The organism is Thalassotalea coralli, from assembly GCF_055786205.1.
Genome location: NZ_JBVVBK010000007.1, coordinates 109,981 through 128,803, shown reverse-complemented (window position 1 = coordinate 128,803; position 18,823 = coordinate 109,981). Strand labels below are relative to the sequence as shown.

General features: G+C 39.1%; 12 protein-coding genes. 4 read left to right on the top strand and 8 right to left on the bottom strand.

The features are described from left to right. Positions 1-107: 107 nt before the first annotated feature. From ACOB80_RS17175 to ACOB80_RS17155, 5 genes are all read right to left on the bottom strand, one after another. Entirely contained in the window at positions 108-1,127 is a 1,020-nt protein-coding gene (locus tag ACOB80_RS17175) for a LacI family DNA-binding transcriptional regulator (protein WP_473167089.1), read from the bottom strand. 101 nt (positions 1,128-1,228) lie between these two features. Further along, complete coding sequence (locus ACOB80_RS17170; protein WP_473167088.1) at positions 1,229-2,527, bottom strand: hypothetical protein; 1,299 nt, start codon at positions 2,525-2,527, stop codon at positions 1,229-1,231. 110 nt (positions 2,528-2,637) lie between these two features. Next, positions 2,638-3,930, bottom strand: coding sequence for a hypothetical protein (locus ACOB80_RS17165; protein WP_473167087.1), 1,293 nt, complete (start codon positions 3,928-3,930; stop codon positions 2,638-2,640). A 134-nt stretch (positions 3,931-4,064) separates the two neighbouring features. Continuing rightward, positions 4,065-4,556 (bottom strand): thioredoxin fold domain-containing protein, encoded by a 492-nt coding sequence (locus ACOB80_RS17160; RefSeq protein WP_473167086.1) that lies wholly within the window; start codon positions 4,554-4,556, stop codon positions 4,065-4,067. A gap of 116 nt (positions 4,557-4,672) precedes the next feature. Further along, a complete protein-coding gene (locus ACOB80_RS17155) occupies positions 4,673-5,515 on the bottom strand; it encodes a cell envelope integrity TolA family protein (RefSeq protein ID WP_473167085.1) in 843 nt (280 codons plus the stop codon). A gap of 344 nt (positions 5,516-5,859) precedes the next feature. Here ACOB80_RS17155 and ACOB80_RS17150 point away from each other — a divergent pair, with 344 nt between their 5' ends. Then, on the top strand, positions 5,860-6,930 hold the full coding sequence (locus tag ACOB80_RS17150; RefSeq protein WP_473167084.1) for a porin: 1,071 nt from the start codon (positions 5,860-5,862) through the stop codon (positions 6,928-6,930). 41 nt (positions 6,931-6,971) lie between these two features. On the opposite strand, the gene ACOB80_RS17145 is transcribed toward ACOB80_RS17150, so the two are convergent. Beyond that, positions 6,972-8,999, bottom strand: a complete 2,028-nt coding sequence (locus ACOB80_RS17145; RefSeq protein ID WP_473167083.1) for a TonB-dependent receptor plug domain-containing protein — start codon at positions 8,997-8,999, stop codon at positions 6,972-6,974. Between the two features lie 286 nt (positions 9,000-9,285). Beyond that, entirely contained in the window at positions 9,286-11,337 is a 2,052-nt protein-coding gene (locus ACOB80_RS17140) for a TonB-dependent receptor (RefSeq protein WP_473167082.1), read from the bottom strand. A 476-nt stretch (positions 11,338-11,813) separates the two neighbouring features. Here ACOB80_RS17140 and ACOB80_RS17135 point away from each other — a divergent pair, with 476 nt between their 5' ends. The 3 genes from ACOB80_RS17135 to ACOB80_RS17125 all read left to right on the top strand — a co-directional run bounded on the left by ACOB80_RS17135 (position 11,814) and on the right by ACOB80_RS17125 (position 18,339). Continuing rightward, the gene (locus ACOB80_RS17135; protein WP_473167081.1) at positions 11,814-13,544 is read left to right on the top strand and encodes a tetratricopeptide repeat-containing sulfotransferase family protein; all 1,731 of its coding nucleotides are present in this window, start codon (positions 11,814-11,816) and stop codon (positions 13,542-13,544) included. Between the two features lie 558 nt (positions 13,545-14,102). After that, positions 14,103-17,714, top strand: a complete 3,612-nt coding sequence (locus ACOB80_RS17130; protein WP_473167080.1) for a PKD domain-containing protein — start codon at positions 14,103-14,105, stop codon at positions 17,712-17,714. Positions 17,715-17,784: 70 nt separating this feature from the next. Further along, entirely contained in the window at positions 17,785-18,339 is a 555-nt protein-coding gene (locus ACOB80_RS17125) for a cohesin domain-containing protein (RefSeq protein WP_473167079.1), read from the top strand. 69 nt (positions 18,340-18,408) lie between these two features. Here ACOB80_RS17125 and ACOB80_RS17120 read toward each other — a convergent pair whose 3' ends face one another. Continuing rightward, positions 18,409-18,804: a hypothetical protein gene (locus ACOB80_RS17120; protein WP_473167078.1), complete on the bottom strand. Its 396-nt coding sequence runs from the start codon at positions 18,802-18,804 to the stop codon at positions 18,409-18,411. Positions 18,805-18,823 lie beyond the last annotated feature (19 nt).

Sequence of the window (18,823 nt, the reverse complement as noted above, 5' to 3'; positions counted from 1 at the left end):
GATAATTGAGATTTTCTAAAAGATTTGTATCCCTCAAGCAAAAAGCCTTAGCTATTTAATGTAGCTAAGGCTTTTTATTGAAATGATTACTTAGGTAAAAAGCGCAGCTAACTGCCACAAGATTTGCGGACAACCAATGTTGTTGGCATTAAAGTCGTTTCGGGCTTGTCACCATTAATTAACGCGATAAGGTTTTCTACCAGTAATTCACCAGCCAACGTTGTATCTTGCTTAGCCGTGGTTAATGCAGGAATGGTAAAACTGGCAACAGCAATATCATCAAAACCCGCGACAGCAACTTGCTCAGGAACAGCAAAACCATTTTCTTGAAGGGCGCGCATCGCCCCAATAGCAATTAAGTCACTGGCACCAAAAATGGCGTCAAACTCAATACCTTTTGACAATAGTTGGCGAACACCGTGATAGCCTGACTCTTCGATAGAAATAGCATCGACTTGCAACTCGCTTCGCACAGAAAGCTTATTATCGGTCAGCGCTTTACAATGGCCGCGATAGCGTTCTAAAAACTCAGGAGAATGCGTAGAAGCGTCACCTAAAAAGGCAAACTTCTTATAGCCTTGTTTGATTAAATGTTCGGTGACTTGATAGCCACCGTGAAAATTATCACACCCCACAGAAACAACGTTTTCGTTATCGACAGGTGCACCCCAACGAATGAAGTGAGTGTCTTGCTCACTTAACTTGTTGAGCTTCTCTTCGTAATCAACAAAATCGCCGTAACCTAAAAGAATCAATCCATCGGCTTTTTTACTGTCTTCAAAATCCGCTTGCCAGTCTTCACTCAACTGCTGGAATGACACCAATAAGTCATAGCCTTTTCGAGCACATGCTCTGGTAATACTGCCAAGCATTGACAGAAAGAAAGGGTTAATTAACGAATCGTCATTGGTTGGGTCTTCAAATAAAAGCAACGCAATGGTGTCACTCTGCTGAGTACGCAAATTACTGGCATTTTTATCAACTTTGTAGTTGAGTTCGCGGGCAATAGCCTGCACTTTTTCACGGGTTTCCTGATTCACAAGAGGACTATTGCGCAATGCTCTAGACACTGTCGACTGTGAAACACCCGCTCTGTAGGCAATATCAAATGATGTTGCTTTCGGCATGAAAAAACCTTAACTAACAATACTTGTTAAATATTAACCGAGCCATAACAGTAAGTACACATTTTGACGAAAACTAGCAAAGCAATAAGTGAACAGAGCCTTTATTCTCGATTTTGCTCCTCGTAGTCACGAATACGAGCCTCTAATGCCTCTCGATAATCAGAGTCTGCGACTAAGTTTTGTGCTCGTTGCTCATTGTTCATATTTAACGACATATACAAGGTAAATAAGGTTTCTACTTTTTGCTTGTCGGTCTCTAAACTTTCTATGTTATTCAACACAAATTCAGGGCTAGAATGAACGACTACGTCAAATAAACTAACTAGAGTTTCATTTTGATTTAAATCTTGTTGAGTACGTATCCAATCCATCGCTGCTTGAGGATTTCTATACCCCCAATTCTCAACGACTAATTTTGCCCTCTTCTGGCGTGAATCTTGATTTCCTTGCTCCATATACCAATTTGCCGCTTCGTTAACGTCACCAGAGAAAATCCAAGATTGGAAAACGCGCTCACTGTAATATTCGTCTTGCGTAGATTGCTCCATAGCACTAGCCCACTCAGCTGCTTGATGTGGATTCTTTTCTGTCCATCTTGAAATTACCGTATCTCGCATTCTTTTATTCGGTAAATTTTCTGAGAATTGAAAAAGCGATTCAAAATCTTCCAAGTTTTCAATATTTTTAGCGACACCCATTAATGAAAACTGCATTTCTTTATCGCTTAATGCTAATTGCTCTAACGAACTTATTGCCGCCTGTAAGTCATATTTAGCTAAGCCATCAAATACCTCAAGTAACGGTACCCCCTCAAAAAATCCCTCAGCATTAGAGAAATTGGCTTTATTTTGCTGATACCAATTTAAAGAATCGACTGGCTTTTTATCAGCCCAGACTTTTAGCACCGCGCGAATATAAAAATTACTGTCAGGCAAGCTCAATAAGTTTCGTTCTAAGTATTCAACGCCAACTTCAAGGTTTTTCTCAGTTAATACCGCTGCCAATAAGGAAATGGTACTAGGCTCTATTTCTTCTTTTTGAGCAGTAAGCTCTTCAAGCAATTGCAATACTTCTTGCTCAGAGGCCTGATTTAACAAAAAATACGCCTTGCCTATGTCGATTGAGGTTGTTAGATCTTTAAGTGCTTGTTTAATGTCTTCTGATGAAGCATTTGATTGAGGTGAAGCAGAGCTTTGTCTAACCATTTGTTTGGTAGAAGAAGCTTGATTATCTTGGGCTGATGGAGCCAAAGATACGTTAGTATGACTGTCATGTTTCGGCGATGTACTTTTATCAACAAGTTGTTGAGATGACGATTCAGCAAACCAAAATGAATAACTCATTAAACCAGCGCAATAGCCGAGAACCAAAATACTCATGGCAGTTATCATCTTTTTCATTAGGTGCCTCTATCCTTTTTCTCCATCAAACATGCGTATGTAAGACATATTACCTTATCGTGATATATACAATAAGGTTATTAAATATGTACACTCATTTCTTCTATTGCTTATCTATTCTCAGATTCCTCAAAAGACAAAATACTTTCTTTTAGCGCATCTCTAACTGGCGAGCTCTCTACCATAGCTAAAGCAGCTTGTTCATTTTCTCGTTTTAGCCCTAAATATGCGAGAAGTGACACATCCACTTTATGCTCTTCACTTTCTAATAACGTTAGATTTTTAATAACAAATTCAGGATTCAAAAACGCAGCCTTCTTAAATAAAGTTTCGGTAGCTTTATCTTGGTCAATTTGATCATGCTTAGCGATCCACGACAGCGCTTCTTCTGGCGATTCATATCCCCATCTATCGATTACGTGCTCTGCCGCCTGTTGACGTTCACTTTCACTAGCATTATCTACATACCAATTTGCAGCAACTTCCTTATCTTTTCTGCCCCAAGCCGCTAACACCTTTTGACGCAACTTAACTTGTTTTGGATGCTCCAACTGCATATCAGCCCATTCTGCTGCTAGCTCAGGAGAATGATGTGCCCATGCACTTACCGCGCTTTCCTTCACAGTATGGTTGGCTAATTCATCTAAAACCGTAAACAATGCATTAAACTCTTCAGTCGTGGCGATAGATTTTGAAATGCCGTATACCGCTTCCTTTTTTTCTTCAACATTACTAGAGAGTTGAGAAACTGCGTCAATGGCGTAGTACATATCTTTTGACGCTAAATTAGAAAAAATATTACGTAATGGCATGCCTATTTCGTATTTTTTAGGGTTTGCCTGTTGATAATTGGCTTGATACCACTCTAGCGCAGCTTGCGGATCTGTTTTTGACCACGAAGTTAACACACTGTAATACAAGTTTGCTTTGTATTGATAATTCGCATCAATGCGTTCGATGTAATTTACTGCTGCCGGTAGACTCTTTTCATTAAGAAGACTAAGTGCGAGAAATGACATTGATAAACTTTTCTCGTCATTTTGAGCTTCAGCAAGGCTGAGAATTTTTAACAAATCTTCTACGGGAAGCTCTTGCATCATCATGTAAGCTTTGCCAACACTCGCAAAATCATTGCGTTCAGATATAAGAGACTGAATACCTCGATAAGTGTCATTTATCGATATTGTGGTAGACACCTTCCTGTCTATTGGGAACTGAGCTTTTTTAGTATCAACGGAAACAGCTGGTTTTCCTACGCCTTGTTTACCATTATCAATAGATTGAATGACTTCAGCCTGTTGAGTTTCTTCTACTTGTAAGGAAGTATCCCAATATCCATGGCTGAGCACACCTGCAAAGTAAGCTGTAACTAGCGCTATTAATCCAATAAAAAACGACTTCATTCTTCTCCCTTATTTAACACTTCGCTGTATTCTCTGATTTTCTAAAACTACTTGTGCAATAGAATTTCTGGAGTTAGGTAATCGGTTACAAAAACACTGGTTCTAAAGCGACAATAAACTTCTAAACGCTGAAGTTATTCGCATGTTTCAATGCCGGCTTTAGCTAGTTTGGATTTGATAGATTTCCAGGGTTTAAATCCCTCTAACTTGATTTTTAACTTTCCTTCAGTGTCAAACCCCAACAACATAGGAACTGGCACTCCTTTACCAATAGACTTTTCAATGACTTTATTCGCCGCATAGGCTGGAAGCGACGTTCGGCTTTGTCTGACAGACTGCCTAAGTTCTGGAGTAGATCCTCCTATGCCAAGCAAAATAGTATTTCCACCTTTACACTCTTGATTCAACCTAGATAACTCTTTATGTAATTTTTTGCACCAATGACAATCGGGAGTGAAAATAGATATCAAAAGAGGTTTGCCTTTATACTGAGCGAAGCTTACCTCAGTCAGAGGCTCATCACCGTTAAGGCGCATAACTTTTTGTTCAAAAAGTTGTGATGCTTGAAGAGATGATGAAAACAACAACCATAAAATAGAAAACAGAATCACTTGTTTTAACGACATAACAATCTTCCCTGAACTTCAATACAATAACGTCGATTAGCATAGTGATTCTCATGATAGCGCTACACTACCGCGATTCAATAACATTTTTGCATACAATAGACTTAGCAAGTATATTATTTAGCGCCAGAGTTTTTACCACGCCCATTTTTCTCAAACAATTCTTTCATATGAAGGCGAAATGCTTTTTCCATTTTTGACTCGCCACACTTAAAGGTATGCAAAGACGTCATTCCTACCAGTCCTGTTGCGGTTAAATCTGTCACTTGTGTGCAGATGCCATTTTCATCTTTATAAATTGTGGTATTGCCATAGTGCGTCGTTCTCATCGCTAAATCACGTGCTTGAACCTCAGGATCTTCGGCATCGAGTTCCGTTGCAGAGTGAGGTACAGGCTCAGGGTCTTTATGCATGGTTGATACAGACCTATGGGCAATTAATTCCTCGAACTCCTCATTCTTTACTCGTTCGTCAATCGCTATAGAAAGGTTATCTAACGAACTGTAGGCGGAAAAAGTAGATTTCCCAATAGCTTTGTTTACCAAGCCTTCAGTACTTTCTAACTCATTGTTTTGTTGATTCGACAATGTCACTTCATCACTTTTCTGCTCTGCGAGAAGCTCGTTTGGCGCAGCTTTATTTGGCTTTTCCTTTGCGTCGGATTCAATTTCATTTTTTTGTTTCGAGAGAAGCAGTTGCTCTTCTTGCCGCTCCACTCTCTGCTTCTCTCTCTTCTCTACGAACGAATCTAAAGCATCTTGCTCAACGACTTTTTCGAGGATTTCAATAGGCGATGTTTTTGGTGGTTGATACAAATAGCTGTTAATAGCCAAGGGGGTGACTACTGAAGATTTTGACGTCGAAAGACTGCCGATGATAAACAAATAAAGGACAATAATATGGACAAATATTGAAATCAGGATGGGGAAAAAGTATTGATGATGTAAAGTCCGTTTCATAAATCCTAACAAAGGCAGTTACTCACAATTAGCGCTTTTATCCTCTGACTTTCACTTTGTCGGTCAGTTCCATAAACATAAATGATCCCATCCAATCGCCTTAAAAGTGATTGATTAAAGGTGTCGATAACACTTTAGAACAAAGCTCCTCCAAACAATTACACCTGTAGGAATTAAACTTAACCGCCCGTTTTTAATGAGCTAGAGAACAGCCAAAACAAGGATGAAGTTGTATTTTTCAGTTGCTTAGATTGAGAGCAAAAAACTGTCATATTAGTGTCATAAACCGCGTTTACTTTGCCGCTCGAGTTTAATAATCATTAGGTAGTAGATTAGAAATGAAAATGAAAAGTTGGTTAATCCCATTGTGTTGCTTTAGCTCTATCTCTTATGCAAATGACACGCAATTAGACGACTACTGGGATATATTCAATATCTTTGAAAGTGAAGATGCTTCGTTTGCTTTGAGTGGACGCTTACATGGAGATATGGTTAACGTTGACAGTGATCAAGGAAACTTCAGCGATGATGCATGGCGACGATTGCGCTTAGGTGGCAAAGGGGAAGTAAACGGCTATTCATTTAAAGTTGAAGGTGATTTCGATTTAAATGATGGCATGAAATATAAGCGAATTACCGATGCTTATGTCAGTTGGAAAACAGACAATGGCACTAAAGTGAAAGTGCTTAAGCAAAGTGTGAAATTCACGCAAGATGGCGCTACCTCTTCCAATAAACTAAAAACCCTTGAGCGAAGCAACATTGCCAACAACTTATGGTTTTCTATAGAATATTTTACAGGTATTAACTTTTCAGGGACGATAAACAAAGAAGTTAGCTATCAAGCGGGGGTTTATTCAAGTGATGGCGACAACGAGATTGCTGTAGGTGCAGGTGCCTTCGCTGTCGGTGCGTTAATTGTTAAGTCAGATACCCCGTCTTTTTGGGATAGTGCAAAATATCGCGTAGACTTGGTCATTAACGAAGAACATGAGCAAGCGAGCACGCGACATTTTTCAGACGTTTATAGCGTATCTAGCCAATGGAAAAAAGGTAAGTTTGGACTCGACGCAGAATTTGCTGGAGGCAATGGTTACTTTGAGCAAAGCGACATTTGGGGCGTTTCGGCCACCCCTTTCTACGACATTAACGAAAATTTCCAAGTCGTCGCGAGATATACCTACATGGAAAGTGCCGAAGAAAATGGCCTTAGATTAAACAAGTATGAAGGGAAAGCTGTTGAAGGTCGTGGCGACAAATATCAAGAAGTCTATACTGGCGTCAATTATTTAATAAATGGCCATAAACTTAAGCTCCAGCTAGGTGTTCAATATACCAATATGGAAGATTCAGCTAACGACGGCGGTGAATTTGAAGGGCTCACGATTTCTTCTGGTATCAGAATCTCTTGGTAACAAATTTTGAGCTCTATAAACAGTATGGCCGCTACAAATAATTAATTGAAGCTGATCTCTACACCTATTTGCCAACTAACACCTCTATTTGGAATACCTGACTCAAGGGTATTGCTAATAGGAGGTGTTTCATAGGCTTGATCCAACGCATTTTTCACTATCGCATAAGTGCGCCAGTTATCGCCTAGCTGATAAGTGATTTTTCCGTTAAGTAACCAATAACTGTCTAAACTTATCAATTGATTATCGTTATTAAGCATTTCTCTATCGCCGTTGTAAATTAGCGAAAAGTTTACGTTGAGCTTGTCCTTCTGGTAATTACTTTGAACGGACATTAAGTCTGATGATTCGCGAAATGCGGCATCAGGTAACTCAAAAAAATGCGTCGCACTGACTTTAAAGAGCAGTCGGTTATTTACTTGCCACTGCCCTTCAATCTCAGCTCCATAGCTTTCATCTGATTCGACATTTTCGTAAGTTCTAATATTATTTCGAGTAATATTAGCAATCGCGTCTTCGAATCTATTGTGAAAAAAGCCAAGGTTAAACTGTCCTTGTTGCCATTTTTTCCACCAAATTAAGTCAACGGTTTTTACTGACTCATGGGCTAGATTGGGGTTTCCTAGTACGTTTACGGTGTTGATTAAATTAGACTCGGCAAAACTAGGGACTCGATAAGCTTCGCCATACAACAGCTTAATATGGCTACTCTCTGAGTAAGAATAGACAACACCTAACCTTGGACTTAGCTTTTCTGGAAACTGAGAATAAACGTCGTACCTCAAACCAACAGTCGCCTGCCATTTTGAGAGCCAATTCTTTTGATACTGTAAATAATAGCCTTGAGAGTATTGAGAAGATTCATTGCCAATGACAAGAAAGTTATCCAAGTTTCCATAAAAAGTAATTGGGACATTACCTTGGCTAATATCTAGTAAATCATAGTTTGTGTGGCCATGCGCTTTATTTAACTGTGTTTCCCTTAACTCTATGCCAAATTGCATACTAGAGTCATTTGTTAGCGTTAAATTTGATTGCCACTCCGCCAGCCATCTTGAAGAAACAAATTCACCATATCCATACAAAGGCTCGTTACTTTGAGGTTCGCTAATATCGAAAAAAGCGCCTTCTGGCGTACTTTGATTACCACTTATTTCTTTAAACTGAAGATAACTCACACTAACACTAGAACGTATATCTTCCCACCAGGTAAAGTTATGTTTTGCCGCGACAAAATCTAAAGTATGGTCATTATAATTGTAGTCCTCGCTCAATCGACCTACATTGTAAAAGTCAGTTGAGCTTATCTTTCGTTTCACAAATTTAAGTTCACTTTGTGAGGTGTAAAGGCGGGCACTTATAAGCAAATTTTCTATCGGATCTTTAGTTGTGAGCATTTCATTAGAAAAGGTATCTGGTACACGGTATGACTGGCCTTTGTCTTCATCATAATGAAAACTAAAATCAACTTGCCAATCTCCCCAAGCATGATTGACCATCGCACTGGCGCGTTGGTAACTATCGCTACCAAGGCTCAAAGTTACCTCAGATACTTGTTTCCGACTGATGATATTCACAACACCAGCGAATGCATTTGCACCATACAAAGAAGCACCTGGCCCCCTTATTATTTCCACACGCTCGATTTGACTTAGCGGGTACATAGCAACAACTGACTCGTTACCACTTCTCGGGCTATTCAACGGAATGCCATCAATCAAGTATAAAATTTCTCTGCTTGCAGAGCCTGATTTAACACCTCTGGAAGATACTGAGTATTGAAAGCTATAATCCATACCTCGTGCCACTTGATAGCCAGGCACTAAAGCAAGTAACTCATGTAAGTATTGCACGCCCATCATATTGATATCTTGATAGGTAAAAACACTTACTGCTGCTGGCGTTATATCGAGTGTTGTTTGAGTTCGGGTCGCCGTTTCAACTCTGATTTTCATCAGCTCATCTAACGACATTGCCATCAAATTATCGGCATTAATTTCGGCAGCACAATAAAAAGACGAAGTAAGTAGCGCCTGACATAATATAAGTTTAACCGTCCTTATTTTCATTCTTACATTACCTTTAGGCTACTTGCCCTTGGAGATACACCTAAGCATAGTTCAGCTACATTTTACTCGCCATTCAAAGTGCTAAGTGTTCGTTCTAGGACTAATCCGAAATGCGAGACATAGAATCTATTGAAAAATACAATACGAGAGCTAATGAAAATGGTTCATTTTTTATTGGGGTTTTGAACACCACAACTAGGTAGCGATGATTGAAGAATTAAAGAGCAAAAAAAAGGAGTAACTAAGCGTTACTCCTTCTCAAATAGACTGCTCGCTATAAGCTCATTTAAAACACATAGGTTGCTGTTAATCGAATCGAGCGTGGCTCGAAGGTGTGATAGTGAATATCTTCCACAGCTTCAGCTTCATTCGCTAACTTTGATTCATAGTAATAAGCAATATCGTGATCTTTACTATCAGTAATGTTTAGTAAATCAGCTTTTATCGTCCAGTCTTTTAAACGATATCCGGCACGCATGTTCCAAACAATGCTTGAATCAGCGGTTACTGAGTTATCTTCAACCAATGGACGTTCACCGAAGTAACGAACACGCAAGCTACCAAACCAAGTATACCCTTGATCATAGTTTAAACCGGCTTGCACAACATGTTTAACAGTGCCTGGAATATATTTTTCGCTTGCCGCAACATCGCTATATTCCGCATCTGTATAGGCGTACTCGGCGTCTAAACTCCAGCTAGTATTAAAGCGGTAATACATAGTCGCCTCTAAACCTTTTCGTTTTGAAGCGCCACTAGGTTCAGTGTTTCCGGCATCACCAACGAATAATAACTCGCTGTCCAAATCTAGTGTCCACAATGCAATCGATGTATTCATTTTTGCACCGATAAAACCACGTAGCCCAAGCTCATAACCGAAAGATTCAACTAACGCATCAACTTGTTCAACAGCTTCGCCTGAGGCTGGATCGACATGAATAGTAGTGCCTCGAGCATCATTGGAGTGGAATCCTTCACCGAAAGACAAGTACCCCTGCCATTGATCTGTTAAGTCATAAATTAAACTACCTTTAATTGACACAATATCGTCATTGTTTGAACCACCATTGTCGCTTAAATCATGGCCGTGAACATTTGTTCCCACTAAATCGCGAACGTCAAAATCAAAGTAGTCGTAACGCACGCCTAACACAGTAGAAAAGCTGTCTGTCCAATCAATTTGATTATCCCAGAATAGGCTAGTGCTAGATTGCTTAATACTGTCACTTCTCACCGTACCTAAGCGGTTTCTTTCTTGCGTGCGGTAAAGGCCAACTTCTTCGATGTCGTCAACGCGTAATTGCACGCCAACAATATTACTCATTGGCTTATTGTTAAAAGCACCATCAAAGTCATAACTGACTTGGCCACCGTAGATTAATCGCTCATCTACTTGCTCAAATTGGTCACCTAGATCGGCGTCATCCAAAAAATAAGTAAAGTTAGACCAAAGGTTTAAACCGTAATCAATGACATAAGCTGACGCGTTTAAGTTATCCCCTTGAAAGTTAACACTAAAGCTAGTGCGATTGGTTTCACCACCAAGCGTTTTGTCGATAGAACCATAACGATCGATAATACCTTGCTCAACCGCACGAGCAGGAATTTGGTCGGCACTGTTCCACGAATTGTCGTAAGCCATAAAATTAAACGTTAATAAACCAGCGTCTAAACGTGTCGTGTATTTCGCAAGAGCATTGAGCTTTTCAACATCTTCGTCGATGTCACTCCAAGGCCCTTGGTAAAAGTTACTTTCAAGGGCAAATAATGCTTCACCATTGCCAGCCTGAAAACTATTCATCAATAACGCACGATAATAAGAGTTTTCGCCAGCCGTTAATTCAGCCGTGCCATGCTCTAATTTGCTCGCCGTATGAATAGATGCGCTACCTGCACCACTAAAGTCGCCAACATCAGCGTAATAAGCACCTTTTTTATAAACCAAGGTAGAAATAGCTTCAGGGATAACAAAGTTGATATCGCTATAGCCTTGACCATGACCATGTGAGCGCATATTTACTGGCATACCATCAACAAAAGTCGCAAAGTCTGTACCGTGATCTAAACTAAAGCCGCGCAAGAAATACTGGTGTGCTTTTCCTGAGCCACTGTGCTGAGTTGCGATCATTCCTGGGACCAATTCTAAGATTTCACCAGTGCGCGAAAGTGGACGCACTTCAATTTCTTTCTGACCGACAACGCCTTGCGAAGCGGAAATAGAAGAGCCGATAAGATTAACATCACGACCAACAACCGTAATGGTTTCAATTTTTGTATTGCCATCAGCAAGTACTGGCAATGAAAGTGTTGCACCAAGCAACACAGAAAACTTTTTCATGTTTAACTCTATCCCGAATAAGTAGATAAATGTCTAAATTTTTTTGAGTTGTGTTTTTTGTGAGAAATGATTGATTAGCGTTTTTATGGAACAACAAAAAACGTGACATTGTAACAGAATAGAAACAGGTAATTTAAGGGCATTTAACGGCTATTTATGTTGTTTATCGCAGAATTTGATGTTCATTTAAAAATGGGATGCTTGTATAAATACTTTTACAACACTCCTGCAAAGCCTAAATGCACTTTTTAGTTCGCACCTTTTATAAAATACATTATTAATCGCAGCCCGTATTGATCGCACTACCTATAGAGCCACAAACTAAACTTTAGGCTTGATAGCCATGTAAATGACTCTGATAATCTCAAATCATATCAGTTCTTTTTGGCACACCACTATACAATGTAGTTTGGACTACTAAATTGATGTAAGCTAGCGCAGAATTATTGAAATATTAAGTAAGATGGTGCAGTCAAATGAAGGCAGATAAAACAGCGAAAGTTCTTGAAAAAGCTAATAACGCAATTGTTGCAGGACGCTTTGGTCAAGCAGTTACCATCTTGAAAAAAATCAATAATTCTGCTGCATTGCGAACTTATCAAAGTCTCCAAATGGAAATTTCTGCACTATCGAATTTAAAAAAATATGAACCACTTCTACAGACATTAAAAAAAGTGATGCTACTTTCATTAACGGAAGATCAAAAAGCAAAATCTTTTGGATATCTTGGTTGCACATTAAGAGAACTTGAAACGTTAGGGAAAGCAACTAAAGAAGAAAGTATAGAATACCTCCAAAAGAGCGTAGCTATCGACCAGTCTTTAAACAATGCTCACAATCAATTAATTTTATGTGAAATCTATCAAGAAATAAATGAATATGAGAAATGTGAAGAGCTCGCATATCGTTTGAGAAAATGGGACAAATACTACCCTCATGCACAATATCAATTAATCTTAGTATCGAGAAACAAAAGAGATAAAAATGCAGTTATCAAGCACACAGCTCACTTGGCAAGTCATTTTAGGCAATTGGAAGAGAAGTATATTGAAGAAGCCATTATTTCTCTTCTCGACGTTTCAGCCAATGATGAAGCCCTTAACTTGCTAGAGAAAACACGAGGGTTAATTGGTTCTAAGCCCTGGATGATTGGAATAGAGGCTGAATATTTAAGTAACTGTAGAGACTATATAAAGGTTGTAGAGTTAATTTCTGATGATTATTTGGATAGCATATCAAGCCAAAGAAAAAAGAAAAAACTGTTATTTATCAAGGGAAACGCTTTAGAGAAACTGCAAGATTTTGATAAGTCTTTTAGCTATTTTTCAGCTTTAGGGGAACTAAAAAAACAAAGTTACGGTAATCAAAAACCTTTAGACTATGCTAAAGAGTATAGAAAACTAAATATAAGTTCGCTTCCCGTTAATGAGAGCGGAGAACATTCCGCGCCAGTATTTATGATTGGCTTTCCTCGCTCTGGCACCACTTTACTAGATGCTGTATTGGACACACAAGAAAATATTACTACTTTAAGTGAGACAGCTAGCATCCATACAGTGATTCAAGCTTTTAGAAAAGATTTGAACAAAGTTTATCCCGCCGATTTAGGAAAGTTAAATAGTAGCGAGATAGATAAACTGAGAAGAATTTATTTCGAGTATATTGAATCACTAAACGTTAAAGTAAATAGTCAAACTGTATTAGTAGATAAAATGCCACATAATACGGTTCATATACCTTTAATTTTAACACTTTTTCCTAACGCTAAGTTTATTTTCTCATTAAGGCACCCAATTGATGTTTGCATTAGTTGCTTTCAGCAAAACTTTTCTCAAAATATAGAAAACTATCACTTAACCGACTTACAAAGCTGTGTAAATAGGTATTTACAAGTATTTGATCTTTTCGAAAAGTTCGAAAAAACATTTGACCTCGATCTATTATTCATCCGTTACGAGGATTTAGTTACTGACTTCTTAAAGCAAACAAAAAATGTTTTTGAGTTTATCAATGTAGTACCAAATGAAAAATACGAAAATTTCCATCAATTAACTGAAAATAAACTAGTAACGACCTCCTCAAAACAGCAAGTTAACCAAAAGCTATATAATGATTCGTTATTAAAGTGGAAAAATTACGCCCATGTCATTGGTGACATAGACAGCCAACTAGAACGCTACATTGAAAAATATGGTTATGCAGAATAAAACACAACTTTTTCATGTTTAACTCTATCCCGTAAAAATAGATAAATATTTAATTTTTTATGAATTGTGTTTTTTGTGAGAAATGATTGATTAGCGTTTTTATGGAACAACAAAAAACGCGATATTGTAACAGAATAGAAACAGGTAATTTAAGGGTATTTACGTTGTTTATCGCAGATATAGCAATGACTTTTTAAAAATGCACCTAAATCCTTAGCGCTTCATTATTTTTTGAATAGTCTGCCTCGACAAAGTATCCAACCCAAAAACAACTTTAACTAGTATTTAACAAATCATAATTAGCCTAAAGCTAACTTCATCGTTAAACCTAAATTATTCCTTTACTATTCATATAATTAAAATCGCGCCCATACTTACCTTTTTCGCTTCAATAAGTATAAACCACCACCATACATACTATAAATTTGTTACCAGCTCTTTACATATTTGTCACATTGATCAATATTATAAATAGCATAATACTATTTATAATATAAATAGTATTTGCGTAAGGAATCTCTCAAATATTGTTAGAACAACGGATATTGGACAACCCCCATGAATATAAAAAGAATAAGTCTAATGTTTGCTCTTCTTGGCGTTGCAAGTAGTTCGATTGCAACTCCTCTAAACAAAGCGCAAACTGACAAGGTCATAAAAAATAAAAATATAAGCAGTAAAATCAAAAAGCTTTCGAGCAATTCGTCAATTACTTCAATTGGCAAATCTACACTAGAGCAAGAAGCTCATCACGTGTGCGCTATCGATGATAACGGACAAGATTGGGCTAAATTACAATTAAAAATGAAGCAGCACCTTAACAAGGTGAAATTCAAGCTTGCAAAAAGTAGTGACAGAAATACCTTAAATACAGCCAGCTTCGAAGATAATGGTGTTGCTGGTCGCTATTATATTCCTGTCGTTTTTCATGTTTATGGAAGTGAATTTAACTGTTCCGATGCTGAGCAAAGCTGTTTAACGGAAGAAAAAATAGTTGATGCACTAAATCGTACCAACGAAGACTTTTTAGGAACAAATACGCTAGACGGCCCAATCGACCCCGTTTTCCAGGCCATTAGAGAAAATCTCAATATTGAATTTGTACTCGCTAAGAAAGATCCAAGCGGTAATACAACCAATGGTATCGTTAGATATGCTGAAGATAAAAAAGGATACGGTAATGGCTCAGGCTATAACGCTCAAATAGCCGCAGATGCTTGGGACAACGATCGCTATATGAATGTTTTCATTATGAAAGATTTATATGACGACGGCTCTACTAATAACTCTGGTGTTGCTTGGTACCCTGAGCAATCAATGACTGATAACAATCTTGCTCGCGTGGTCTACAACGGCTTGTATGTAGGTAGCAACACAGATGAAAATTTCCGTTCTGTATTAACGCATGAATTCGGTCATTGGCTAAACCTACCTCATACTTTTGCCGGTGAAACCTGTTCATTAGAAAACGAAAGTTTCTGTTCACTTACTGGTGATAGAAGTTGTGACACTCCACAAATGTCTCTAAGTGGTTTGTACGAAAATGCACCTAACTGTTTAGGGCAAAAAACGAATACAGAAAACTTCATGCACTATACCAGTAACTACGCCATGTTTACTGCTGATCAAGTTGACCGTATGACGGCTGCATTGCACAGTCCAATGCGAAGCAACTTATGGTCTAATGCCAACCTTGTGGCGACCGGTTTAGACGATTTCACCAGTAACTCCGAAAGATATTGGGATGGGGTTTCAGGTATAGATTCTGCACCTGAAGGCAACCTGATAGCGAGCCACTCGAACATTTCGGCCGAACAAGGTACGCAAACATCATTCGAAGTGAATGTGCCAGAAAATACCGAAGCTGTAGGGTTCTATCTTTCAGGCTATTCACAAGACCCAGACATGTATGTATCGTTAGGAAGAGAATCTACTCACGATGGTCAGGGTACTTGGGATGCTGATTACATTTCATTTGAAGCAGCCGGCTCTCCAGAATTTATCGGTGTGTTATCACCGGACTCAACTCAACCTTATCACGTAACAGTTGATGCCTACTCTGCCTATTCAAATGCTCAGCTTCAAGCGATTGGTGTTGACGATCCGCTTCTAGCGCCTGGTACAAAAAGACACCATGTGTATCTAGAAAAAGATATTTGGTCTTATCAAGGTAAAACACCAAAAGAGTATAAAATACAAGTTCCTGCTAATGCCGAAAAAACTGTTGTTGTACTTGCAGGAAAATATGGCGGTGATCCTGATATTTTTGTCAATCTAGACAGACCGATAGACTTTAGCAGAGATACTGATGACTGTGTTCCTTTTTCAGCAGCAAGGTTCGCCGAGTACTGTGAATTCGACCGCGGTGGCTTGATCAATATCGCCATTGACCCATTTGCAGAATACTGGGAAAGTACACTGCACGTTTACTATGAAACATCAGATTCAAGTAATCAGGCACCTATTGCTATCACTAAGCCAAAATACAGTGCAATTGTCGAACACGAAGTTCACTTTAAGGGTTTTAGCTCAACGGATGTAGACGGTGATATTACTGCCTACGCATGGGATTTTGGTGATGGTAACACTAGTACAGAGATAAACCCTATCCACCAATACAGTGAAATTGGCGACTATACTGCGACGTTAACGGTAACTGACGATCAAGGCGTTAGCGCAACCACCAGTACCAACGTCAGTATTACCTTACTTAGTCCAGATGACGAAACCCTTTGTAATAACTGTCGCCGAGTGTATTTAACGGAAGAAATTGATATTTCTGCCGAAGAAGGTGAAACACCTCGCGCATATCAATTTTTAGTACCAAACGCCGCTGCATTAGTTGCAATTGAAATTGTCGAAGGCTCGAACGGTGACCCTGATTTACACGTTAGCAGAAACCAAGAAGTATCAACCACAGTTTACGATTGTCGTCCTTTTGAAGGCCCTGGTGCAGCCGAAATCTGCCACTTCAGGGAAGGTGGTGTTTACAATGTCATCATAGATACGCCTAAAGCATACAGCGCAGTAACGTTTAAAGCGTATTATGACATTCCAATTGATGCTGATGACTCTTTACCGAATCAACTACCTGTAGCCCAAATTTTAAGTAGCACATACGCATACTTAAATAGCCCTGCACAACTAAGTGGTGAAAACTCTACAGACCCTGATGGCGAAATTGCTAGCTACGCTTGGCAGCTATCTGACGGGACTAATTACGGTTCAATGAGCCCTGCACATAGCTTTTCCAAACTAGGCGTTAATATGATTTCACTAACAGTTACCGATGATCAAGGTGCTACAGATAGTGAAACGAAAGAAATAACTGTGCTTCCTGTCGGTGATATGGACGCAGATGGCGATGTCGACAAAATCGATATGCAACAATTCATTTTAGCAGTTAGAAAGCGTGAAACGTTAGATCCTGCCTTTGACCTTAACGGCGATGGTGCAATCAATTCTCGCGACGCTAGACTATTTAGAGCACTTTGTTCTTACCAAAATTGTTCAACTGTTGCGCCTGAAGCACAAGCGCCAGTGGTAGAAATCAGTTCGTTAGATATGGTGACGCTAGGTGAATCGGTTGCTTTTAATAGTAACAACTCTCAAGCTGATGCTAGCGACCGATATGCTTATATTGAGAAATATGAGTGGACTTTTGGCGATAACCAAACTAGCACTGACGCGAACCCTAACTTCACTTTTGATGCAGTTGGCGAATACGAAGTCACACTAACATTAACCAACAACAAAGGCTTATCTTCAACGGCTAAGAAAACTATTTTCGTTGAGTTTCCTCCGTTAACGGGTGAAGAGTGTGCGACTTCAGAAAGTAACTCGCTTGAGAAGAACACCCCTAAATGTGTTACTGAAGATAAAGTACGTTACGACTTTACCATTCCAGGAATGAATCAACACAAAACTCTCGCCTTAACGGTTGCGTTTGCTGAAGGTGATTTCCAACTTTACTACGAAAATGGTGGCTGGCCTTCAGCACATTCAGAAGAGTACGACGAAAAGGTCATCGGTAATGGCAGTGCATGTTTATATATCAACCTAGATTCAGACACTGAATATTGGGGCTACTTGCAAGTGACCGGCGACCTACAAGGAGCGACAATTGTCGCAGACTTTGACACTCAAGGCTGTCGCGCCATCTCAAACTAAACACACTGGCGCATTCAAATTAAACCTCTTGAGTGCGCCACTTACTATTTATAAAAAAGGAATAAAGATAATGAAAAAGTTCTTTGCGCTATTAGTTTTAGCATTTAGCGTTACTGCAAATGCTGGCCTTATAACAGTCGACATTAATGAAACGACTGTTAATCAGGGTGAAACCGTAACCCTAGATATTTTAGGCTCCGGATTCGAAGAGTCTGATTTATTCTACTTCGACCTCAACTTTGACACTTCTATTTTTAGCTTTGACCCTCAATCTTTAACAAGTGACCTTGCACTTGTTGATGTGGACGCTTTTCTATTTGATGGCCTTGACGTTGAAGCGCTCGCTTCAGGGTTGTTATTTACCTTTTCTGATATGTTCGTGCCAGTTAGCGGCGACTTTACCATTGCATCATTTTCACTAACTGCGATTAATGCAGGTGACTCAGCATTTAGTCTAACGAATATTGACGGCTTCAATACAGATCCAAACTCAACGCCAAGCTATACCACTAGCTTTTCTAATGGTTCTTCTATTTCGAGTTTAACCACTCAAGTGCCAGAGCCGGGTATGTTTGCTGTATTTCTACTTTCATTAGGTGTTTTGCGTTTAGCCCTTAGAAAATAAGTAGCTAGCGATCATAGTCATAGCGGTGAGTAGTTTGCGCTTTCGCCGCTATTTAAATCATTCGGTAACTTAATTAACATCCTGCTCTGCCAACAATTGCTTTGCCTGTTCAATGGCTAATTCAAGTGACTCAAACATATGCATCTGATTGTACTTTGGTTCATTTTGCTCAACGACCATTTTGTTCATTATTCTTGGGTTAACAAGATAAAGCTGAACGCAATTATGGCTAACACTCCAATTTTGAATATCGATTAAGGCATCCATCAACTCCATTGGCCCGCCCTCGAAATTACTCAGTTCAGCGATTCTCACCCACTTATCTGATTTCAACGGCCCAGCCGCTTTTTTAACGGCCTCAAAATACACTGCGACCCCCTCTAAATTCCATACGCCATTCATATGAGTGATCATCACTCTATCAATAACATCGATGGTAAAGTCGTAGTGAGGTTTAAATTCCATAATTTGCTCAAAAAAGTTT